Below are 22,843 nucleotides of genomic sequence, written 5' to 3' on the forward strand. Positions count from 1 at the left end.
CGTATTGGAGAAGGTGTCTTGGAATGGATACAAGTTTCATCCGATTATCGAAAACTGGGATTAGGTAAATACATAGTATGCGAATTGCTGATAAGACTGGAAAATAAGGCGGATTTTGTCACTGTGTCAGGACGTGTGGCTAATAAAAGTAATCCTTATGCATTATACAAATCCTGCGGATTTGTTAATCCGGTTATTTGGCATGTAGTAACAACATAAAAAGGGGATTAACCACCATTGGCTATTTTGAATCGATGATTATTGGTCAAAATAGTCCGATGCTGAATGGTCAAAGTCCCCCGACGCTAACAATGTTTTTTTCATATACTTTTATCCCTGCCTTATATGTATTGTTATCTTTATTGTTATTATAATATTATTTTCCTTATTTCATGAACATTGGATAATACCCTTTATACTCCTTCATGGATCTCCTAGCCTTCTCCTTCATCTCGTTCTCAAAGTTTTCCCTAAAAGGCTCAAACGAATCTGTGATTTCTTCTTCTACAAAATCTGTAACCGCCTTTGATATTTTAGCTAAAATTCCATAAAAAGCAGCTTCACTATAATCTTTTCTACTTTCAGCACCTTCATAGTCTAGGTTTAGTTCCATTAAATCTCTTCCACCCATGTATTGTCTTAAATAATCTAGATATGCAATTTCTCCCTCTTCCCTGCTGCCGATGCACCCATAAAAAAGTTATAGGCTGATCCAGCAGTCCTGTTAGTCGGAGCTCTTGATTTAAAGATCATTGATATCAAATTCAATACATTACCTCCATCTGATTAAGTGCTTCCTTTATGATTAGGAAGCCTATTATTGAAAGAATGACCATAAAGCCTCCTTCAGGGCATGAAAAAAGCACCGCCCAAAGCGATGCTCTCTCCATTACAGTTCAATTCCTAACAATCTCTTTGCCCTCTCCTCGGGCTCAAATCTGTCATCATCAAGTATCTTGTAAATTTTCTCATGGTCTGGATCATTTACCTTATCATAATGGACAGCGTACTTGATGATTACTTCCACAAGATTTGAGATTTTATCCAGAGCTCCATCTCCACACCTTTCTCCGCTTATCATTTCCACTCCGTCGATAATCTCATTCATACCGTCATAAGCAGTGATGAAATCTGTCATGTCCTGCAAATCCATTGTTTTCTCCTTTCGAATCTGATTGACCGTTACCCCAATATTCTAAAAGGAAAATTTGATTGCAGCTCATCATCCTATCAACAGTTTTAATCAAAAAATATGCATACTATCGATAGTAACATAAAAGCACCGCCGTGGCGATGCTTTGTGTCTTACCTTAGTTCTCTTTCAACTTCTTTATATAGTTTCAGTTCCACAACATCTTTCATTTTACGATAGTCTATATCAAACAATTTGAGATTCAGGATTTCTCTTACAAGAAAAGTCACATACTCATTTAGCAATATCAAAAAAATTATATACATGATATTCCAAACAAAATCACCTTCTCTCAGTTTTGCTATTAACATAATTGTGTTTGGACTTAAACAGGCCATTATGATAACAGCTAGTTTACTGATAAGCCATGCATACCATTTATATCTTGGAAGATCAGAGTAGTGCTCAAGCAGTTCTATATAAAATGTGAATATCCTGCTATATGGAACAATTTTCCTTTTCTCATTTTCGCCATCAAGTTTATTTATATATTCAGAAAAAGTCCTGATCCAACACTCATATCTTTTCTTGTTAAATAGCCTGTCAGACATCCACAGCAGGATTGCTGAAATAAATCCTATGAGAAATGTTGCTAACATCGATTTTAATAGAATCGAATCCATATCCTGGATATTGAATATCATATCTATTATTTCCAAAACAGCAGTTATAACTAAGCTTATTATTGCAATCCAGAAAAAAATCCTATCTAAATAATAGTTTAATTTATAATCCCTTTTTCTAATTGCCTTAAACTCTATGCAAGTTTCTTTCCATATCCTTTTTGCTTTTAATCTGCTTGTTATATGTTCCACTTTTCTCATTCTCCCAACATTTTTATGTTGCTATTATAAAAGCTATAAGAAAGTGAATCAATGAAACATGTTCAAAATACCAAAAGTCCCCTACTGTCATATACGCTCTCCCCGGAATCAAGTCCACACCTTATAGCACGGTCAAGAGCCATGATGGTTGCTACCGCTCCATCGATACGTTCTGTGGACTTTTCCTTGTCAGGCTTTATATTCCCCGCGGAATCCGTCCGTATGAAGATATTATCGAAGTTCCACCTTAGTACAGGATGTCCGCCATGGGCTACCCTTTCCTCAAGCACAAGCTTGAAGATTTCCTTTGAAGGCGGGCTCATATCCTTAAAGCCCTGCCCAAATGCAGCAACCGTGAATCCCATGGTTTCTGAACCATTCAATGATAAGCTCTTTTACAGCATCAATAGCTGCAATGATGACATCTCGCTTTCCATTGCTATCCATAGGATTACCTCCTTTACGAAAAAACAAAATTAGCGGTTACATAATGTCATCAAACTCCTACGGTTATCCAAATTATAACACGTCAGAATGCCAATGTATCTTATATTAGTATAAATTCTGATTGCTTTTAATTTCCTATCATAGTCTTATATTCCTATTCATATATGATTATCCTTCCTGTACCCTAATCCTCATTCCACTCTTCATCTCAAATGTGACACCTCCATCAGTTCCCACTGTCATGCTCTCCACCATGCTGCCCCAGAGCCACATATCGAATTCTTCATTAGGAGTCTTCATTGTCTTTAGTTTCCGGATAAACTCATCGATTGCATCTGCCTTCTCCTTAGATATTTCTAGTTTATTTATCAGTTCTTCATACTCAGTCTGTCGAAGTTTTGTCAAATTTTTCGATATATATACCATTACTATCATATACAACAAGACTTACAAACACATATTTACATATGTTTATTTATATGGCTTAAGAAAAACTTAAGTTGTCATCTAACTTTTATCATGTTATCATAACTCTCGCATGATAAATGCATCTTGTTTATCTTTCGCAGATACTTCTTCTGCAGGATTTCAAAGCAAAAATTTTATTAAATAAAGTCGAAATCCGTGGTTTTATGCACTCTTTTCGGCTACAATGAAAGGAGAAAAACTTATTGAACAATGAACAACAAAATTATGAGGAGCTGACTATTACCAATAACTTTATTTTTTGTAAAGTTATGCAAAGTAATCCAAATCTATGCAAGCAGCTCGTAGAGCTTATCATCAATAGAAAAATAAGCCATATGGTGGGGCTAAATAGTGAACAGACTATAGAAATCACACCCGATGGTAAAGGCATCCGTCTAGATGTATATTTTGAAGATGACGGCTCTACAATGTATGATATTGAAATGCAGGTAGAATCTAATAAGAATCTTGCACGTAGATCTCGCTTCTATCAAAATATTATGGATTCTCAGGCACTTGGAAAGAACTCTGATTACATCGAGCTTATGGATAGTTATGTAATTTTCATATGCCCATTCAACATTCTGCCAGAATATGGATACCATCTGTATCACTTCAGACCAAGGGCTGACGAAGACTCTTCCATCATCCTGGATGATGGCACTTCAAGGATATTTGTCTGTGCTAAAGGAAATAGAGATGATGTTTCTGTTGAAATGAAGGATTTTTTAGATTACCTTAGTGGTAAGCTTGCAGGCAGTCAGTTAACAAGCCAGCTTGACGATGCAGTCAAACTCGCTCGTCTCAATCAGAAATGGAGGACTGAATATATGTTATCCAAAATTGATATTGATGTTATGAAAGGTGAATATGAGCGCGAGCTTGCAAAGAAAGATGCTGCTTTGGCTGAAAAAGATAATGCTTTGGCTGAAAAGGATAATGCTTTGGCTGAAAAGGATAGTGTCCTTGCTGAAAAAGATAATTCTTTGATTGAAAAAGATGCCAGAATAGCAGAACTCGAAGCACTATTGGCTAATCTGACTAATAAAGATAGTTAAAAATGAATTAAGTAACTTTAAAGGAGCTGTGCCTGATCAATGCACAGCTCCTAATAAATTAGTTACCACATTCAACACTTATCTCGTTAAACAGATGCATTATCTGTTCCGGATTCATGTTCTTCTTCTCTTCTCCTGCCTTATCAAGGATCACTGAACCCTCATGCATCATGAGAAGTCTGTCACCATATTCCGTAGCGTAGCGGAGGTTATGGGTAACCATGATGGTTGTCACCTCTTTCTCTCTTACTATTTTCTCGGTAAGCTCCATTATGATGTCAGCAGTCTTGGGATCAAGAGCCGCTGTGTGCTCATCAAGAATCAGAAATTCAAGGGGTGTCATGGTACTCATGAGAAGTGCAACCGCCTGACGCTGACCACCTGAGAGTGAGCCTACCTTGGTATATAGCTTATCCTCAAGGCCAAGTCCGAGACCTTTTAACAGCTCTCTGTAATAATCCTTCCTCTTGTGATTAACGCCTGACTGAAGACCATATCTCTTACCCTTGTTGTCAGCGATTGACATGTTCTCAAGGATATTCATTGAAGGGCAGGTTCCCTTTGAAGGATCCTGATAAACTCTTCCTATGGTTCTGTGTCTCTGGTAGTCACGCTGATTGGCAATATTAACACCGTTTACAAGAACCTCTCCTCTGTCGGCCTGTATTGAGCCGCAGATAATGTTCAGCATTGAGGTCTTGCCGGATCCGTTACTTCCTACGACAGCCACAAACTGTCCGTCCGGAACAGTTAAGTTAAAATCGTCGAACAGGCACATCTCATTAACGCTGCCTGCATTATAGTTTTTATAAATTGATTTCAGTTCCAGCATATCAGGCCTCCACTTTCCGCTTTCTGTCTCTTGTGATTATGAGAATCACCAGGAACAGTACAGCTGTGATGAGCTTAAGGTCTGTTGACTGAAGACCGCACTTGATTGCAATGGCAACGCAGGCCTTGTAGACAATAGCACCTATAATAACGCTTGTAGTCACCTTGAAAAATGAAAGCTTTTTAAGAAGCGCAGTTCCTATAATAACGCTGGCTAGACCGATAACAGCGGTTCCTGTACCCATGGATACGTCAAAATATCTCTGCTGCTGAGCGTATATGGAGCCTGAAAGTGCAACCATACCGTTTGCGATTGCAAGGCCTATGATGCGCACCTTACCTCTGTCCACGCCCATTGAAGTTACAAGAACATCGTTATCTCCTACTGCCTGAAGCATAAGTCCTGATCTGGTCTTAAGATACCAGTCAAGGATCAGCTTAACTACGGCAACAATCACAACAAGAATAATTACGGACTGGAATTTTGCAAGTCCGGGAACGGCACCAAAGATACCGTTCATAAGTCTGTTGTCAAAAATCGTGTAGTAATCGTACATGGGAAGGTTGGCTCTTCCTGCAATACGAAGGTTTATGGAATATAAACCGGTCATCATGATGATTCCGGCAAGAAGGTCTCTTACCTTGAACACCACGTGAATAATACCTGTACATACTCCAATAAGACAACCTGCCGCAAAGCAGATAGGTAAAGTAAGTATAGGCTGAACTCCGGCTCTTATCATTACAACCGCAAGACAGATTCCGAAAGGAAAGCCGCCGTCCACAGTCATGTCCGGAAAATCCAGAATTTTATATGTTATATACATTCCAAGAGCCATGATTGCGTAGCACAATCCCTGCTCGAGGACACTTACCAATAAAGCCATGTTACCCTCATCCGCCCTTTCGGGCACCTTCCCCTAAAGGGGGAAGGCATATTTTTATTTCACACTTCCTACATTGGAAGCTTTATATTTTTTTATTAATTTGCAGCGATGCTGTCAAATACCTCAGCTGCTGTAGATACGAACTCCTCGTCAAGCTGCATCTCGATACCTTCAGCTGCAGCTGTGTTTACGTAAAGGCTGGGCTCGTTGATTACCTCGAAAGGCATCTCTGAAGCCTGCTTCTCACCCTTAAGGACCTTAGCTGCCATCTCACCTGTCTGAACACCGAGCTTTACATAATCAAGGCCCATAGCTGCCACGCAGCCAACCTTAACCTGCTCAACCTCAGATCCGAATACAGGGATCTTCTGCTCGTTAGCATAGCTAAGAACTGTCTGAAGTCCTGAAACTACTGTGTTATCTGTAAGATTGTTGATGCAGTCAACCTTTGTTACAAGGTCTGCTGCAGCCATATCAAGATCAGCAAGTGTGTTGATACCGCTGTCTACGATCTCAAAGCCATAATCTGCTGCGTGCTCTTTGTACTGAGCGATTGTACTCTCTGAGTTTGTCTCAGATGTTGTATAAAGGATACCGATCTTCTTTGCATCGGGAAGCATCTTTCTGATCATCTCAAGCTGCTCTGTTACAGCAAGTGCGTCAGATGTTCCTGTGATGTTACCAACAGGTGTGCCGTCCTCGTTTGCAAGCTCTGCAGCAACGGGATCTGAAACTGCTGAATATATAACGGGTACTGTTGTACCAAGTGCTGAATTGTAAGCACTCATTGCGCTGGGTGTTGCAATACCACAGATAAGGTCTACGCCATCAGCTACAAAAGCATCTGAAATCTGGCTTGCAGTACCTGTATCAGCCTGAGCGTTCTGGAAGTGAACTGTGAGGTTCTCTCCCTCTACGATACCCTCGTTTGCAAGTCCCTGAAGGAATCCCTCACGGCAGTTATCAAGTGAGCCGTGCTCTGCAAACTGTGAAATACCGATAATGTACTCTTTTCCCTCTGTATCAACGTCTGTGGCCTCTTCTGTAGCTTCCTCGGAAGCATCTGCTGATGCATCCTCTGTCTCAGCCTCAGAAGCGTCCTCTGTAGCGTCCTCTGTAGCCTCTTCTGTTGCCTCAGTCTCTGCTTCGGAGCTCTCTGTCTCAGCGCTGTCAGCTGTCTCTGTGCTCTCGGCCTGGTTTGCGTCATCTGCTACCTTACGGTTGTCTCCACATCCGGTGACAGTCATCACCATCATGGATGCAGCAAGTATAGCTGCCATCATCTTTCTTTTCATAATAATCCTCCTATTGATGCATCGAAAAGTTGTCAGGGCTCTTCAATGCACTTCACTACTGTAAATTATCACAGCAAGTAACTGTTTAATAATACTACAAAAAGACCCGCGACGCAATGTCGCGGGTCTTAGGAATTACCTTTGGATTAGTATCCGAACTCTTGTGCCCAATACCAGTTGCCATTCTCTGCCTGATATACGGCGATACCAACTGTACTGAAGCCTGCCTCCATGATGTTAGCTGCGTGGGTAGGTGATGCCATCCATGCGTCTACAACGGAGTCTCCTGTGTTATAAAGCTTTGCAAGGTTCTCACCGAACATGATGTTACTGTTTACGGTGTACCATGCAGAACCGTTAGGTCTGTTATGTGAAAATGTACCAACGATCTCCTGAGCTCTTACAAGTGCTGCCTGTGTAAGTGCATCACTCCATCTAAGCTCTGAAAGACCTGCTGCAGCGCGCTTCTGGTTAACGAGCGCGAATGCTGCCTGAGCTGCTGCTAATGCAGCCTGGCTTGATGTAGCCTCTCCGGCAAGAGCTATTGCTTCATCATCAATGTAGATGTTCTCAGTATCTTCATTTATTCCTCTGAGAGCAGCTACGTCGTCAATTTTAGCTACCTTCTCAGCTCCACAAGCCATTACATTAAGGGATATAACGACTGCAACCATAGTAGCTATTACACGTTTAAACTTCTTCATGTGCGTTCCTCCAGTCACAGAAACAAAATCATTTTTAATAAATTACCTACACCAATAATACCATGTTCATCATAAAAGTCAACGAAAATTTCAATTAAAATTACATTTATGATTGCACTTTTTATTATTTTCTTTCAATCACGCTATTAGTGGTAATCCTGAAAAAATTCACAAAAAAAGTTTCCTCTATTTAGTTATAATTTTTCAATTGTACTTTATGCCAAGGGATTTCTTACTCTTAAACTTTGCATTTTTAGCACCGGCCTTTGTTACCTTCGTCACCAGCTTGTTGTAGGTCTTCTTATTCCTGGCATATATTGTTATCTTCACCTCCTTATTTAATTTATTAAAAGCCTTGGAGCCGACTTTCTTTAAATAATCACCGTTAAGTTTTACCTTCTTTAGTTTGCTGCAGCCATTAAAGGCCTTGGCACCGATTGTTTTCACATCTGTCTGTGAAAGATCAACAGTCCTTAGGTTCTTACAATTGCTAAAGGCTGCCTTTCCTATAGAAACTATATTGTGCCCTCCTGTTATCTCACGTATATTTCTGTTTCCCTTAAAGGCCTCTGCCTCGATCTCTGTTACAGGGTACTCTTTTCCATTGATTAAAGCAGTACTTGGAATATCAAGAGTTGAATCGGCAGTGTCTGTCACGCCCCTTATGGTTGCTGTCTGGTCGCTGTTAACCTTGCATACTATCGGAGAAGCCTCCAGAGTAACAGGCTCATTATAGGATGTATCTGTTGTTGTGGTGTTGTTATCTGAACTATTTTCATTTGTGCTGTCAGTGTTTGTAGATGACTCTTCACCGGAGTTATCGTTATACTGAGGCTCCTGACCTGATAAAAGAGCAAGAGTAGCTTCGTATGTATACTTTGTTCCGGTTGCAGTATCTATTAGTCTTCCGCCGTAGGGCGCGCCTCTCTCATGCTTGCTGCCTTCAATACCCACCCTATATTCATAGGTTGTTTTATTGTAATATGCGTGATTTATATAAGCTCCGCTGGAATTTGAAGCATCAGCCCAGGTTGTATCCTCTTCGTACCAGTCTCCGCCTATATTTACCATATTCCAGGCATGTCCGCCGGTGCTGCCTGACGAGGTTTTAGCGTATCCGGTAACAACCTTTGTATTTATTCCGAGCTCTTTAAGAATAAGTGCATAGCCCAGAGAATAGCCGTCACAGACAGCTCTTCCCTTACAGAGTGCGCCGTAAGCAGTGTGTGAAAAATTGAAATATGACTTTCCTGTAGAGCCGATATTTCCATATACAACCTGCTTTGTATACCAGTCATGGACATTTAGAACTGTCACTGCTGTGTTATTGGCATCCACAAGTCCAAGGGCTTTTACCTTATTAGCATATTCCTTTGCCTTTGCAGCTACAGCCTGGTCGATCTTATCATAATCATCAGCTGTATACTCCTGCATGATTATGTAATCCTTGTAGACACCATTTGTTTCAAATTCATATATCTGCCAGTCGCACATGTAATATTCTACATTGGCCATGTGGTCATAGCAGACTGCTTCTATAGCCTCGTTTACAACAGTGGTGCATTCCATGGAATCCGCATTGTAATATCTGTTTCTGCTTTCACTTCCTGAGTAGAAAAGGTATCCACCCTTACTTACAACATCAGCCTCAGAATCACTACTCGGAAGCTTATCGGACTTTTTTAAACGCCTTGAGCTGTCGCAGGCAATATAAAGAGCATCGTAGAAATCTCTCTTTTCATCCATATTCAATTTCTCGTAATAATAGCCATGACTTACTGCATTTGCAGCATTCTTACTATTCCTTGCACGTACGCTTAATGGATTGTAATCAGACGCAACTGTCTTAGAAGCACCTCGCATAGGAAAGCCTTCATGATCTCCAATCGGAAGATCATACCCCGAAGCGCTGACCCTGACAGATGCCACAGGATTAACAAAAGATATAGTTAAACTGACCAATAATGACAATGCAAAGATTGCCATTAAAGGCCTTTTCCCGTTAATGGATATACGTTTGTTCATAGACTCTCCCCCTCATTCAAGTCATGACACAAAACACATATTTTTGAGCCTGTATAAATTTTTATACAAGATATTGTATACCCTGGGCTTTGAATTTTCTATTAGATTTCTATAAATTTTGTATAAAGATAATAATTATTTGATTTATCTGTCGAAGGTTTCGACCTTTGCTGTATGAACCACAAATCGCCTTCCGCTGCCGGCTCTTCCGGAGCAGGTTGAAAGTGTAAGCAGTGACGGGTGCTCATCAAATTTGATGTCTGCTGGTACATCTATAAGAGAATTACTCTTAATATAATTTATGTACTCATCATAAACGTTCTCGTCAGTTACCTCTGTGTAGCTCTCAGATCCGCGTGTGGTGGTGTAATATGCGAAAACCTTGTATTTATAAACCTTATCCTCTGTATAAATGTAGACGTAAGGGCTATTCTTTAAAACATCCTTATTCTCTGATTTATAGAGAGTTTTAAGTGAACCGAACATGGAACCGTTTTTCATATTATGTCCAAATACCATGTCGCTAAGTCCACAGAAATTCTCATCGCTGAGGACATCCATGAAGATACAGCCCGACCTGTTGGAGGTTCCGTCAAAGGTCTTGTAGAGGTACTGGTCAATCTCCTGCTCCTTAACCACGGGATAGCTTATCTTAGAAAGTGCAGGGAAATAAATCCATCCCACAAAATCAGGGTTAACATCCTTAAGTGCCTGGAACTTTATATCGAGCTTGGGATAAGCGTCCTCCCAGAGGCTTGCACCCTTCTGGGAATTATCGTCCTTTATATCCACGTAGGTGTCGCGAATTTCTTCATATTCATTAACCGCAACAGAATACTCTGTTTGGTCGCGGTAGATCATAACCGCCTCATATCCTATTACTCCTACGAGGATGATAATAAGTATTGTTCTTATCACCGCAAAGGGTGTTACCTTACTGTTATTTCTTTTTTCGCTTGAATTTTGCATTCTTTGCGCCTGCCTTCTTTATTTTCTTTACAATCTTCTTGTATTTTGCTTTGTCTGAAGTTCTTATTGTAAATGTAGCCTTCTTTGAAATTCCTGAAAAAGCTCCGCTCTCTATCTTTTCAAGAGTATCACCGTAGATGGTTATCTGTGAGAGCTCCTTACAGCCCTTAAAAGCATTCTTTTTAATAGTAGTAACAGTTTTTGGAACTGTCAATTTCCTCAGCTTTTTCCTGCCCTTGAGAGCACTCTTTCCTATCTCCGTGACAGTGTATTTTGTTCCGTTTGCATCAGATATGACTTCAGGAATATCTACTGTCTTTACCTTTTTATCAGATACCCCCTTAAAGGCTACTGTAAATCCATCATCAAGAACCTCATACTTATAGGTATCCTTTCCGGAGGTCACTGTGATGTCAGCTCCCGATGATAGTGAAACCGTAACTTTGCAGCTTGCCTTTATGGCATTGTTGGCATCTGATACTGCGGTAATAATAGCTGTTCCTGAGCCTGTAGCCGTAACCTTTCCATTGTTGACGGTAGCCACTTCCTTGTTGGAGCTGATCCATAAAACCGACTTATCATCTGCGTTATCCGGAACGGTAGATGCGTTAATACTGAAAATATCACCTATTTTCATAGTGATACTACTTCTATCCAGCTTAATGCCTGTTATTGGAGTCGTTACCGTTACTGCTATCGTTGTAAGTACATCAGGGTTTGATCCGGCGGTGGCAGTTATTATAGCTCTTCCTGATGATTTACCTGTTATAACGCCTCCATCCACATCAGCGACTGAAGGATCAGAGGATGTCCATTTTACGTATTTGTTGGTGACATTTGAAGGTGTAAGGTATGCCTGTGCAGTGACTGTTTCCCCTGTCTTTATATCTGCCGTCCTCATATTTGTAGTTATGCCTGTAGCTACGATGTTGGTAAACAGGTTCGGGTAATGATTTTTCATGTAGCTATAGGTATAGGTCGTTCCCGTAGCTATAGGCGTCTCCATAAGCGAGCCTATATAAGGAGCTGCTCTTAAGTGGCTTGAAGAGCCCAGATTTTCAAGATAAGCAGTCGTCACATTAAAGTATTTATGGCGCGCTGCTTCATTATTATCTCCTGTATCATCCCAGGTGGAATCAACCTCGTACCATTCAGAGCCTATTTTCACCAGATTCCATGCGTGACCGTATCTTGCGGCAATGGCCTCGGTGCTTCCAACTCCGCCTGTAACCACAAGGGAGTCTATACCTTTAGCCTGAAGCAGATATGACATAGCCTGTGAATATCCATCGCATACCGCGCTTCCTTCTACCAGGGCTCCGTATGCTGTAAAACAGGAATGGTAAGCAGGAAGGGATTTATATCCATAATTGTATGTGACGTTATCAATAAGAGCGTCATGAATAATAGCTTCTGTTTCCTGCGGAGTTGCTCCCTTTGGAATACTGCTAAGGAAGCTGCTGCGGGCGCTCTTAAGCTTTTGGTTCATGGCAGCATAATCATAGGGATAGTAAGCAATTGCCGTGGTCTGTGCATAGTATTTGCTTCCTGACTTAAACCACTTGAAACGTGGAAGTCTGCACATAACAAACTGAACCTTATCTATATTGTCATAGATTGTAGCCTCGATCACATGCTGAAACATCGTTTGAAAAGCAGAACCCATCGAATCGAGCTCATTATAAACTGATGCGCTCACTTCCATTGTATATGCATATTTCTGAAAAGCTTCCGATTAACTTGTTCTATAGGGCGCGTAATTAGATACAGCTCCCACAACAAGCTTGTACATAGCCTTCTCTGTAGTTGAAAGAAGATTGGCGTATTGTCCGATCTTATAGGCAGGACTAAGGAGTGCATTTTCGTTAAGCTCTTCGGCAGGCTCACCATCAAGCTCCACAAGCTTATCCATCTGGGGTGCTTCCACAACTCTGTGGTCACCGGCGACATTTCCTGTCATGGCAGCTGCTTTAGCCGTCACTCCCTCAGATGAAAACGATACTCCTGTAGAAAGGAGCGATAGAATTATAAATAAAGAAACTCCTCTCCCCAATTTGTTATTCCAAAAACTTTTTTTCATACTTTAAAACTTCCCCTTAAAACTACAAAAACATCATGAGCCTGTCTCATGGGGCCTACTGATCGTACCCCTTTTTTATTGCATCATCTCCAAAACGGCCCTTTATCAGCTTCTCCATCTCTTCAAGTTTCCCACGCTTTTCCTCCCGAAGCTTCTCCTCCCTGACTTGTGCCTTACCAGTGGCAGCCCAATCAAAGAGGTTACCTTGACGGTACTCGCCGTTATCAAGATTGTCCGCGCCGACTCCCACGAGTCTCACGCCTATGCCGCCTTCAAAAATTCCATCCTCTCCGGTGAGAAGATTCCCAAGTAAAAGCATGGCATTTTCATAAATTACATCTGCATCATTGGTAGATTCAGACAGCTTCATCTGTCTTGAAAACCGCCTGAAATCTCCGGTCTTCACCTGGGCGGTTATTGTTCCTCCATATACGCCGTCCTTCTGCAGTCTCCCAGCCACCTTATCGGCCAGGCGCCTTACCACCGGCGGCATGTCCGTATCGTAGCTATCAGCTGTAATATCGGTAGCAAGAGTAGTCTCATTGGAATAGCTCTTGGCATCCTCGTGCTCTGTGTGCACGGTGTCCGAGCCTATTCCATTGGAGCTTCTGTAAATGTACTCTCCTCCCTTTTCACCCAGCTGAGATTTCAATAGTTCAATATCCATCACTGCAGCATCGCCGATTGTCCTTATTCCAACGCCCCTGAGCTTCTCAGCGCTCTTCTTGCCACAGCCAAAGAGGTCTCCTATATCAAGGGGCCACATTTTTATGCGTACCTCCGCAGGATACAGCGTGTGGGTTCTGTCTGGCTTTGTAAAATCGCTGGCCATCTTTGCAAGGAGCTTGTTGGTTGATACTCCGACATTTACTGTAAAGCCCAGCTTTGTACGGATCTCATATCTTATCGCGGCTGCGAGATTAAGCGGAAATACCTGATCAAATTCAGGGTTATTTATTATTTCCTTAATGATGACGTCCTCTGAAGCCACAGGCCTCTCTATCTCTCCGGCGTCATCCCTCTCTATCAGCCTGAAGAGCCCGGTAAAGCTATCTATCAGGTGGTTTCTTACATCCATTCCTGCAAGCTCTGTCACATCCAGATAGGCCTCATCTATTGATACCTGCTCCAGAATCTCGGAATAGCTTCTTAATATGTCTATAAATGCATGTGAATACTGTCTGTAAATATGGAAATCTGACGAGATCACAATAAGCTTGGGGCACTTTTGCAGAGCGCTGGCTATAGGCTCAGCTGTCTGAATTCCATACTTTTTAGCAGGAATCGACTTTGCAGTAACTATGCCATGTCTTGTTTTTACATCACCGCCAACAACGGAAGGGATTGTTCGTAGATCTACTGAATCAGGATCTTCCTTTAGTCTTTTAACTGCAGACCATGACAGGAAGGCAGAATTAACATCTATATGAAAAATTGTCCTATTCATACATGCCTCCCTTCCACAAAACTTCCAAGCACAGTTTACCAAAAACAAATGTTTGTGTCCATTTATCAAAAAACCGGCAACTCCCTCAAGTGAAGTTGCCGGAAATCCTTATAAATATTATATAATTCCTTTTCTATTCAAAGCTTAATGTGACATCAGTTTTCATCAGTCAAGCTTATACTCAAGCTCCATAGCCTTCTGGTTTCTCTGGATAATGAATCCGATGATACCTGCGAATGCCAGGATTGCGATAAGTCCGGGAACAAAGCCTACGCCAACAGTACCTGTTGTTACAAGTGTACCGATCTGATATACAAGGTAACCAACTGTAAAGCCTGTTGCAAGCTGTAAGCCGATTGCGCCCCAAAGCCACTTAGCTGACTTCATCTCAGAATTCATAGCACCGAGAGCTGCGAAGCACGGAGGTGTGTAGAGGTTGAACATAAGGTATGCAAGAGCTGCTGCCTTGGTGATACCCATAACTGCTGCAACTGCGTTACCTTCACCGATAAGCTCAAGCTCCTCAGTATCGATAAGGTTGGTGATAGCATAAACTGTTGCGATAGTACCCACTACGTTCTCCTTGGCGATAAAGCCTGTGATTGCTGCTGCAGCAAGCTGCCAGCTGGCGATACCAACAACAGGAACAAGAAGAACAGAGAAGGGTCCTGCAATACCAGCGAGGATTGAAGTGTTCTCCATTCCCTCTTCTACAGCCTGGAACTGCCAGTTGAAGCTACTCATGATCTGAACGATTGTGTTACATACAAGGATGATTGTACCTGCCTTGATGATGTAAGCCTTACCTCTCTCGAGCATGGACTTCAATGCAAACATAAGGCTGGGAACCTTGTACTCAGGAAGCTCGATGATGAAAAATGACTTTCTGTACTTCATTCCTGTAACTGCCTTGATAAGAAGTGCGCCAAGAAGGATAAGAAGTATACCACCCATGTAGCAGATGAAGCTCACCCATTTTGACTCAGGGAAAAATGCTCCTGCAAAAAGTGCGATAACAGGAAGCTTAGCTCCGCAGGGCATGAAGGTTGCAAGCATTGCTGTTGAACGTCTTTCTCTCTCGTTTCTGATGGTACGGCATGCCATGATAGCAGGGATACCGCAACCAGTTCCGATAATCATAGGAATAACGGATTTTCCTGAAAGACCTACTCTCTTGAAAATAGGATCAAGAACTACTGTTGCTCTTGACATATATCCGCAGTCCTCAAGAAGTGCGATGAGGAAATACATAACCATAACAAGGGGGAGGAAGCCTACAACGGCACCTACACCACCGATGATACCGTCAACCAATAGCGCATATAAAAGAGGGTTGGCATCTGCCATCTTATCCCCCACAAAGCCCTGGAAACTTTCGATCCAGCCTGCGAGGATATCTGCAAGCCATGTACCTACGGTAGTCTGTGAAATATAGAATACAAGCCACATGATGGCAGCAAAAACTACAAGTCCAACAACAGGATGTGTAACAATGTTATCGATTGTATCTCCGAAGTTCTTATCCTTTGTAAGAACCTTACGATTCTCAACATCCTTAACAATCTTATTTACAAAAGCAAAGCGCTTTCTGTCTGCCTCTTCAACTGCTGCCTTGTCATGAACATCAACGTTACCCTGAACATAGGGCTCCTTCTGTCCTTTTCCTTCAAGCTCAGCTGCTGCCTTAACCACTTCCTTAAGACCTGCCTCTGAAGTAGCAACAGTCTTGATTACAGGACATCCAAGCTTTTCTGAAAGGAGCTTTTCATCTATGCTGTTTCCCTTTTTGTCGTTTGCATCATTTTTATTAAGTGCAACAACTACAGGTACTCCAAGCTCAAGTAGCTGAGTTGTGAAAAACAAACTTCTGCTAAGGTTAGTAGCATCCACGATATTGATGATTGCATCAGGATGCTCGTTCTTAACATATCCGCTTGTAATGCTCTCCTCGGATGTGAAGGGAGACATTGAATATGCTCCGGGAAGATCTACTGCAATAAGTTCCTTTCCACCATCATAAAATGACTTTTTGATGGGACTCTCCTTCTTATCAACAGTAACACCCGCCCAGTTACCAATCTTCTCACTACGTCCGGTCAGGGCATTAAACATTGTTGTTTTTCCGCTATTCGGGTTACCCGCCATTGCGATTCTCATTTTACTTCCTCCTAAAAATAACTTTTTTCAATTATATCTTGATAGCTTCTGCTAACTCAGGATCAATGTTATATCTGGCATCCTTGATTGCGACCACCAGATTGCGCTTTTTATCAACAACAGTAATAGTCTCACCGCTGTAGCATCCAAGTGAAAACAGGAAACTCTTCATGTCTTCATCGCCGTCAGTCTCTATATCTGAAACGATATATTCTTTTCCGATTTCGGCTTCATTTAATGTCATATCCATGTGACTCCTTCTTCCTATGATAGAAATTAAATTTTATGCAATTCGTATAGTTGGCTTGTTTAGGGCATATTCTTGTTACCTCTTGCTAACTATCGCAAAATCATTATGTACTTATTGAGAATGATTGTCAAGTTCATTTCTTATAAAAATTCAAAAATATTTATGTAGAAAAAATAAAGCCTGAATCCGCAGATTCAGGCTTCAATAATTATTTTACTTATCACATATAAAGTTGTAGTAGCTTGCTGAGTTAGCACCTACGATATCGTACAGAGTGTAATCACCCTTGTCATAGCTTACGCCATAGTACATTACCGCATTGGAGCTGTCCATTGTCTCAGTGGAACCGTCAGCATTATGAAGCTCCATGTTGGTAAACGCTATAACAACGTAACCCTCGCAGGAAGGATCCGCTTCCATTCTGGCAGCTGTAACGCTTGCAAGCTCATCATACGTAAGACCAAATTCCTGGAACTTAAACTCTGTGTAAAGCATTCCCAGCTTACCTGTAATGTAGGTGTAATTAGCTTCGTAGTGGCTTCCGTCCGGCATCATAAGCCATGCTGTCTTATTATCGAGGAACTCCCAGTAAGAAGTCTCTTCCTTGGTAACAAGATCATGTGTGGCATACATTGTTTTGCCAGTCATATCCTCTGACTGACTCTCCCAGGAATCAGCCATCATTTCCTCAAATTCATTCACTTTTCCATGATCAAAATTGCCATCCTCATCGAGATACTGATCAACTAAGGCATCCGAAGGATTTTCGGCAATCCCCTTTGCTGTGTTTACTGCTGAGCTAATCTTAATGAAGGCAAAGGTTGCAATGGCTCCAAAAATAATTACCACTGCTGCAACCAGGCCAATAATCAGACCAACATTACCCTTCTTCTTAGGCTGTGTCTGGTAGTAAGGATTCTCCGGCTGACCATAGGTGCCGGTGCCATAGGTAGATTGCTGGCCATATGTAGACTGCTGACCATAAGTAGGCTGCTGACCATAAGTAGGCTGCTGGCCATAGGTTGGTTGCTGAGTAACGTTTTCCCCATACGTACTCTGCTGCGCTGCAGGCTGCTGCGAAGTCTTCCCTGCAGGTTGCTGCGAACTCTGTCCTACCGGCTTACCACAGTAAGGGCAGAACTTAGTTCCGTCTGCTAGTTCTTTACCACAATACTCACAAAACATTTCCTCATTTCTCCCTTTATATTTAATTAATGTAATTATTATATTACAATAGAATAATAAATAAAATTCATTTTTCCTACGAGGAGGGTAAAAGAATGGAAACTATCAAGACTTGATAAGAATGTCTCCGTGGGATTTTCAGTATTAGCCAACATCATCACTATCGTAGGCTCGATCACACTTCTCTCAGCCTGCAAAAACTTTGCTCCCGGTCAGCTTGACTACACAACTGATACAAGACCGCTGCCTTCACAGGATTCTCCGGATAATCCGGTTCCTCCGCAGCAGTAAAGGGTTGCATATTTTTTATACGAACAGTAATAAAACAGGTCACTTCCCGATATGGGTTGTGACCTGCTTTTTGTTTACCACTATTTATTTTTTAAACAATTACCTTATCTCTCATCCTACCGATGGCATCCATAGCCAGCTTACTTCTCTCGCACTCCTCTGCCACCAGGGATATCTGCCAGCAAAGCTCGGAGCCCTTCATGTGCTCTGAAGCGTATGACAGTCCGTTGGTCCTCTCATCAAGGAAGGGTCTGTCGATCTGGTTGGGATCTCCCAAAAGAATGATCTTGGTGTCCTTACCTGCTCTTGTGATGATACCCTTAGCCTGTGCAGGCGTCATATTCTGGGCCTCATCGATTATCAGATATGTCTTTAAAATAGAACGGCCTCTGATAAAGTTAAGGGCTTCTGTCTGAACAATTCCTCTCTCGAAGATCTCATCAGTTTTATCCTGAAGCTCCTTCTCATCAGCATATCTCTCCTCTTCACTTGAGTCGATGAGCTGCTCTAGGTTATCGATGATAGGTCTCATAAGAGGTCCTATCTTATCCTGCTCGTCTCCCGGAAGGAAACCGATGTCATCATCAAACTGTGAATTGGGTCTGCAGATAAGAATTCGTCTGTACTCGCCTGTGGGGCGGTTCACCATCTTCTCAAGGCCTACTGCCAGTGAATAGAAGGTCTTGGCTGTACCTGCCATACCCTTTACTATTACAAGCGGTGCCTTCTCAGCAGGCTGCATCAGTGCTTCCTGAAGGAAATACTGACCTGCATTCCTGGGTGTTACGCCGTAGGGCTGAGCCTTTTCAAATTCAAGCTTCCTGATGACACCGTGGTCAACTCTGCCCATCTGGGTCTTATTGGTGGACTGGTCACCCTGAAGTATTACAAATTGGTTCTCATAAAGCTCCGGCTTCACCTTATCGCCGTTCTCGTCGCAGGTGTAAACTGCATCTACCGGAACTCCCTTTCTTCTAAACTCCTTAAAAATCTCTTCCGGTGCGTAAACTCTTATACGTCCGGAGTACTGCTCTCCATGTGATACTACCTGTTCAGTTGTAAAATCCTGAGCCTTGATACCCAGAAGCTGCGCCTTGATACGCATCAGAATATCCTTAGTTACAAGGATAACTTCCTCTTTGCAGGTATCTGAAAGCCCTTTGCAAACTCTGAGGATACGGTTGTCTGATTTATACTCCACCATATCCTTGGGCAGTTCGACGTCCTTAAAGTTCTTCTCAACTCGTAGGGTTGCGCCGTCCTGTAGCTCTACTCCCTTGGTAAGATCTCCCTTCTCCCGCAGCAATTCAAGCAAGCGGATTACTTCTCGGACATTGGCACCGCGTTCACCTTCGTCGCGTTTGTGCGTATCCAGTTCTTCAAGTACCACCAGAGGTAAAACGACATCATTATCATCGAAACACCTGAGCGCATGTGGTGCCTGAATGAGGACATTAGTATCGAGTACATAGATTTTTTTCATGCACTTCCCCCCATCCTATTTAGTTAGACGAGTGCTATCAGGTCATCGGAAAATCAGACATTTTCCATATAGAAGAAACAGGTAACCTGACCCTTTTGTCTATGTCATGATTATACCATATTTTGTGTTTCTACACTATTAAAATTACAAGTAATTGTGGTATTAACCCTTTGTAAAATAGCCATATTATATGATATACTTGAAGAAGGAATGCAATGATTTCTATCGGTTTTTAGAATATTATAATTGCATTATCTTTTTGGGGGAGGCGACAATCTTGGCACTTTTCGGCAGGAAATACGAAGAAGAATATGATAACAGTTACTTGCCGCTGGAAGAGTTTGCCCCTACCATCAGCAGGCAGGAGGTAGTTAAGCGCAAAAAGCTCACTGACCTCATAGCGCCTATTCGCGATATTCCCACAGCATTAAAAGGAAGAAGAGACCAGATTGAGGGCGACCTTGATTCATTTTCATCTGATCAGGACGAGAGCTATTCAGAGCTGGATTCAGATATCACTGAGATAATATCCGCATCTGAAGGGCATATCAGCGATGTAAAAACATTAAACGAAACCATAGAGAAGGTGCGCGACGCCCTCTCTTCTATTAAAGAGACTACTGACAATATCCCGGACCTTCCCGACAAGTCAGCCTTCGAGGACAAGACCGAGATTCCACAGATCAATCTTCCCAAGCTCTCCGAGGAATATATGCCTGATCCGGGGCTAGTGTCACAGATAAGAAGCTACTCTTCTTTTTCGCACATATTGAAAAAAAGCGTTGAGTACACTCTGTCCTCATTGGAGCAGTATCACAAGCAGGTTCAGAGTCTCTCGGAAAAGAAGGAACAGCTTGAGGCTCTCTCATCCGAGGCAGATCTTCTTGCAATCCACACTACTATAGAAGCAACTCACATGAATGAGGAGAGCCGTGAATTTTCAACCAAGGTTGCAGCACAGGTGGGTGACCTCTCAAGGAGAATCCACGATATATCCGCAGCCCTTGACGCAGAGCTCCTTGCTCTTGAGAACGGTTTTAAGACAGTGCGCTCCTCTGTGCACACAATTCAGTCTGCCCACAGGGATGCCACCAGATATTCCGACATGTACTCCTCTGCAAGTAACGAATACTACAGACAGAGTACTAACTACACGAACATTCTCATCCAGAGTCTTTCAACTCTTAACCAGGATTTCCGTGAGGTCATGAAAAAGCGCGACGCCGCCTGCGATGACTACTTAAAGGCCCTCGATGTTTTCAGGTCGGATGTCATGTCCTCCGCAAGAGAAATCATGTACAAGGGAAACCGCATCGGAAGCGTCCTTGACGGCTGCATCCGCGGCTCCTCTTCTCTTTCCGATGAGATGACTGAAACCCTGGATAAAATAAAGGAGCTTCAGACCTCCCTTGCTGCAGTAAGGAAAACCGATGCCATCAGGAAATCGAAGTACTCCGCAGCACTTCTTAAGGCCTTTGATCAGGATATTGTATGGCTACGGAATAAGATAGAAGGCGTCATTGAAGCCGCTGAAGAAGAAAGCTGAAATACAATAATTTTATACATAAAAACAAAAGAGCCGGTACTTATGTACCGGTCTCTTTCTCCCTCATAGAATATAAACCGCAGAACGATTTATAAATTGTATACTTTGTATACCTGTTAATCAAACTCTTAACATACTTAGATTTTATCATACTTTTGCAGAAAAACAATATAAAAGCTTACGATTTTTCATAAATTTTATAAAATTTGATTAAAAATCGTTTCCGAAGCTTATTCTCACGCTTCGCAACCAATCTATATTTCTATCCTTCTTTAGTACGCAAGTATGTCAAAAAGTTTCCTACGGATTGTTTATAAGTATAGGTGCAGTGAACTTTGTCTCCTGTGTCACGGGATCATAAAATTCAATCTTCGTACTCACCTTGCTGAGTGGAAGCAGGTTATTGCTTGTAAGCTGCTCGTTATCAATAACAAACTGAACGTATCCTGCTGTGTGAGGTAATAATCCCGTATCATCAGTCTTACATTCAACTATGGTGCCATTTACCTTCGCCTCTCCTATTCTCGCGCGGATAACCTCATCGCTGTTGTTCTCCACATAGAGTACAACTGCAGGTCCAAATCCGCTGTAGCCCACATCAAGAGCCTCATAATTTACGATCACATCATTTTCATCATACTGATGGGTAGCATCGCCCTTATTCAGAGTAGCCTTATTCTTCTTAAGCCCTGTCTTCATGGAGACCTTGCCACTTATCTGATCATCTGATCTGAGTGCTAATGCTACTGTTGAAAAGGTCTTGAATATATCCAGAGAATTCAGGTATCTGTCCGTGAATGTAAGCCTTCCCTCGGCCTCTCCGCCTGCAGGAACATTTAGTTCAAAGTCAGCATCCACCTTTACATCATTTATTGCAGCTGCTTCGCAGGTAACAACCTTATCTGCAGAGCCTTTATTCTCAGCCTTCATCTCGATGTAATAAGGATTCTCGGGGTTTTCCTTATCGTATTTTAGTCCCTTCACGGAAACGGTCAGATCCTCCGTCTCCCAGACTACCTGTTTTTTGAGCTTAGCCCCGTGAAGCGGACTGTTTTTTCTGATGTTCAGAAGTAAAATAGCCGCAACCGCGCCTAATATAAATACAATGATCAATACGGCGCTGAGAGCTTTGTTTCTGGTCTTTTCTTCAGTCTCGGGAGCTTCTATTTTCGCTCCGCATTTTTCACAAGTTGTTGAATTATCCGGTATTTTTGCTCCACAATTCGTACAAATCATTACTTCCCCTCCTAATAATAATAGTATCGAATATAATTCTTATTAATAAGTATCTCATAAGCGGCCATCCCAAACTATGTATATTTCATAAACATTTTATAAAATATAAAAAAATCGAGTAGGAGAAAATGTCTCATTATAGAGACATTTTCGACCTCTCACACCACCGTGCGTACGGTTCCGTACACGGCGGTTCAATCAACTTAACAAGTGACACACCTCTCGGTGTAGTAATCTAACATTGAGATAAGTCCAAATTGCTTAAGCCTTTTCGGGCTTATTGCTCTCTGCACATCTGTCTTTGAGCATACGCTTGCAATCGCTTTTCCGTTATAGGCGGTTCTATATGCCGCCCATTTGGGTATTCCTAGCTTTACCAAGTTCTTCGCTCTGTTCTGTGGAGTTTTCCAGTGTTTCCAAATGCACATGCGAAGTCGATACCTGATATTTCTATCAAGTTCTGTACAG

Annotated in this window: 23 protein-coding genes and 2 pseudogenes; 4 read left to right on the forward strand and 21 right to left on the reverse strand. The window is 42.0% G+C overall.

Annotation, left to right across the window (positions count from 1 at the left end; all coding sequences use genetic code 11):
• Nucleotides 1-219, forward strand: a 219-nt coding sequence (locus G601_RS23220) for a hypothetical protein (protein ID WP_035790754.1), incomplete at its 5' end; no start/stop codon positions are given.
• Nucleotides 220-385: 166 nt separating this feature from the next.
• On the opposite strand, the gene G601_RS0113055 is transcribed toward G601_RS23220, so the two are convergent.
• From G601_RS0113055 to G601_RS0113090, 6 genes and pseudogenes are all read right to left on the reverse strand, one after another.
• Nucleotides 386-631, reverse strand: a complete 246-nt coding sequence (locus tag G601_RS0113055) for a hypothetical protein (RefSeq protein WP_026665628.1) — start codon at nucleotides 629-631, stop codon at nucleotides 386-388.
• A gap of 133 nt (nucleotides 632-764) precedes the next feature.
• Entirely contained in the window at nucleotides 765-890 is a 126-nt protein-coding gene (locus tag G601_RS27100) for a hypothetical protein (RefSeq protein WP_255346209.1), read from the reverse strand.
• Nucleotides 890-1,153 (reverse strand): hypothetical protein, encoded by a 264-nt coding sequence (locus G601_RS0113070; protein WP_026665629.1) that lies wholly within the window; start codon nucleotides 1,151-1,153, stop codon nucleotides 890-892. Before G601_RS0113070 ends, G601_RS27100 begins: the two co-directional genes overlap by 1 nt.
• A gap of 152 nt (nucleotides 1,154-1,305) precedes the next feature.
• A complete protein-coding gene (locus G601_RS0113075) occupies nucleotides 1,306-2,007 on the reverse strand; it encodes a hypothetical protein (RefSeq protein WP_026665630.1) in 702 nt (233 codons plus the stop codon).
• Between the two features lie 71 nt (nucleotides 2,008-2,078).
• Nucleotides 2,079-2,387: pseudogene (locus G601_RS0113080) on the reverse strand (terminase TerL endonuclease subunit); the annotation flags it as partial.
• Nucleotides 2,388-2,631: 244 nt separating this feature from the next.
• The gene (locus G601_RS0113090) at nucleotides 2,632-2,868 is read right to left on the reverse strand and encodes a hypothetical protein (RefSeq protein ID WP_155834543.1); all 237 of its coding nucleotides are present in this window, start codon (nucleotides 2,866-2,868) and stop codon (nucleotides 2,632-2,634) included.
• Nucleotides 2,869-3,134: 266 nt separating this feature from the next.
• On the opposite strand from G601_RS0113090, the gene G601_RS23225 reads away from it, so the two are divergent.
• On the forward strand, nucleotides 3,135-3,989 hold the full coding sequence (locus tag G601_RS23225) for an Rpn family recombination-promoting nuclease/putative transposase (RefSeq protein ID WP_051205838.1): 855 nt from the start codon (nucleotides 3,135-3,137) through the stop codon (nucleotides 3,987-3,989).
• A 58-nt stretch (nucleotides 3,990-4,047) separates the two neighbouring features.
• On the opposite strand, the gene G601_RS0113100 is transcribed toward G601_RS23225, so the two are convergent.
• The 12 genes from G601_RS0113100 to G601_RS25140 form a co-directional block, all read right to left on the reverse strand.
• On the reverse strand, nucleotides 4,048-4,821 hold the full coding sequence (locus G601_RS0113100) for an ABC transporter ATP-binding protein (RefSeq protein ID WP_026665633.1): 774 nt from the start codon (nucleotides 4,819-4,821) through the stop codon (nucleotides 4,048-4,050).
• Between the two features lies 1 nt (nucleotide 4,822).
• Nucleotides 4,823-5,707 (reverse strand): ABC transporter permease, encoded by an 885-nt coding sequence (locus G601_RS0113105; RefSeq protein ID WP_026492785.1) that lies wholly within the window; start codon nucleotides 5,705-5,707, stop codon nucleotides 4,823-4,825.
• Nucleotides 5,708-5,802: 95 nt separating this feature from the next.
• Entirely contained in the window at nucleotides 5,803-7,002 is a 1,200-nt protein-coding gene (locus G601_RS0113110) for an ABC transporter substrate-binding protein (protein ID WP_026665634.1), read from the reverse strand.
• A gap of 146 nt (nucleotides 7,003-7,148) precedes the next feature.
• Nucleotides 7,149-7,706 carry a CAP domain-containing protein gene (locus G601_RS0113115; protein ID WP_051201049.1) on the reverse strand — a complete coding sequence of 186 codons (558 nt, stop codon included), beginning with the start codon at nucleotides 7,704-7,706 and terminating at the stop codon, nucleotides 7,149-7,151.
• A gap of 204 nt (nucleotides 7,707-7,910) precedes the next feature.
• A complete protein-coding gene (locus G601_RS0113120; protein ID WP_026665635.1) occupies nucleotides 7,911-9,731 on the reverse strand; it encodes a leucine-rich repeat protein in 1,821 nt (606 codons plus the stop codon).
• 144 nt (nucleotides 9,732-9,875) lie between these two features.
• Nucleotides 9,876-10,700 carry a class B sortase gene (locus tag G601_RS0113125; RefSeq protein WP_026665636.1) on the reverse strand — a complete coding sequence of 275 codons (825 nt, stop codon included), beginning with the start codon at nucleotides 10,698-10,700 and terminating at the stop codon, nucleotides 9,876-9,878.
• Nucleotides 10,672-12,405, reverse strand: a complete 1,734-nt coding sequence (locus tag G601_RS23230; RefSeq protein ID WP_035790756.1) for an Ig-like domain-containing protein — start codon at nucleotides 12,403-12,405, stop codon at nucleotides 10,672-10,674. The genes G601_RS0113125 and G601_RS23230 overlap by 29 nt, the downstream gene beginning before the upstream one ends.
• Nucleotides 12,406-12,435: 30 nt before the next feature.
• Nucleotides 12,436-12,780, reverse strand: a complete 345-nt coding sequence (locus G601_RS0113135) for a hypothetical protein (protein ID WP_026665637.1) — start codon at nucleotides 12,778-12,780, stop codon at nucleotides 12,436-12,438.
• 55 nt (nucleotides 12,781-12,835) lie between these two features.
• Nucleotides 12,836-14,227 carry a DNA polymerase Y family protein gene (locus G601_RS23235; protein ID WP_051205839.1) on the reverse strand — a complete coding sequence of 464 codons (1,392 nt, stop codon included), beginning with the start codon at nucleotides 14,225-14,227 and terminating at the stop codon, nucleotides 12,836-12,838.
• Between the two features lie 165 nt (nucleotides 14,228-14,392).
• Nucleotides 14,393-16,384: a ferrous iron transport protein B gene (gene feoB / locus G601_RS0113145; protein WP_026665638.1), complete on the reverse strand. Its 1,992-nt coding sequence runs from the start codon at nucleotides 16,382-16,384 to the stop codon at nucleotides 14,393-14,395.
• Between the two features lie 31 nt (nucleotides 16,385-16,415).
• Nucleotides 16,416-16,628: a FeoA family protein gene (locus G601_RS0113150; RefSeq protein ID WP_026492791.1), complete on the reverse strand. Its 213-nt coding sequence runs from the start codon at nucleotides 16,626-16,628 to the stop codon at nucleotides 16,416-16,418.
• Nucleotides 16,629-16,847: 219 nt separating this feature from the next.
• Nucleotides 16,848-17,819, reverse strand: a complete 972-nt coding sequence (locus tag G601_RS25140; protein ID WP_026665639.1) for a zinc ribbon domain-containing protein — start codon at nucleotides 17,817-17,819, stop codon at nucleotides 16,848-16,850.
• A gap of 129 nt (nucleotides 17,820-17,948) precedes the next feature.
• Here G601_RS25140 and G601_RS26220 point away from each other — a divergent pair, with 129 nt between their 5' ends.
• On the forward strand, nucleotides 17,949-18,110 hold the full coding sequence (locus G601_RS26220) for a hypothetical protein (protein ID WP_155834544.1): 162 nt from the start codon (nucleotides 17,949-17,951) through the stop codon (nucleotides 18,108-18,110).
• Nucleotides 18,111-18,201: 91 nt separating this feature from the next.
• Here G601_RS26220 and G601_RS0113165 read toward each other — a convergent pair whose 3' ends face one another.
• Complete coding sequence (locus G601_RS0113165) at nucleotides 18,202-19,593, reverse strand: PhoH family protein (protein WP_026665640.1); 1,392 nt, start codon at nucleotides 19,591-19,593, stop codon at nucleotides 18,202-18,204.
• A 277-nt stretch (nucleotides 19,594-19,870) separates the two neighbouring features.
• Between G601_RS0113165 and G601_RS0113170 the strand changes: the two genes are divergently transcribed.
• Nucleotides 19,871-21,139, forward strand: coding sequence for a hypothetical protein (locus G601_RS0113170; protein WP_026665641.1), 1,269 nt, complete (start codon nucleotides 19,871-19,873; stop codon nucleotides 21,137-21,139).
• Nucleotides 21,140-21,439: 300 nt separating this feature from the next.
• On the opposite strand, the gene G601_RS0113175 is transcribed toward G601_RS0113170, so the two are convergent.
• Together G601_RS0113175 and G601_RS27350 are read right to left on the reverse strand one after the other, a co-directional pair.
• On the reverse strand, nucleotides 21,440-22,375 hold the full coding sequence (locus G601_RS0113175; RefSeq protein ID WP_026665642.1) for a zinc ribbon domain-containing protein: 936 nt from the start codon (nucleotides 22,373-22,375) through the stop codon (nucleotides 21,440-21,442).
• 203 nt (nucleotides 22,376-22,578) lie between these two features.
• Nucleotides 22,579-22,843 (reverse strand): annotated as a pseudogene (locus tag G601_RS27350) (group II intron reverse transcriptase/maturase); the annotation flags it as partial.

The organism is Butyrivibrio sp. FC2001 (genome assembly GCF_000424125.1).
Classification (GTDB): domain Bacteria; phylum Bacillota; class Clostridia; order Lachnospirales; family Lachnospiraceae; genus Butyrivibrio.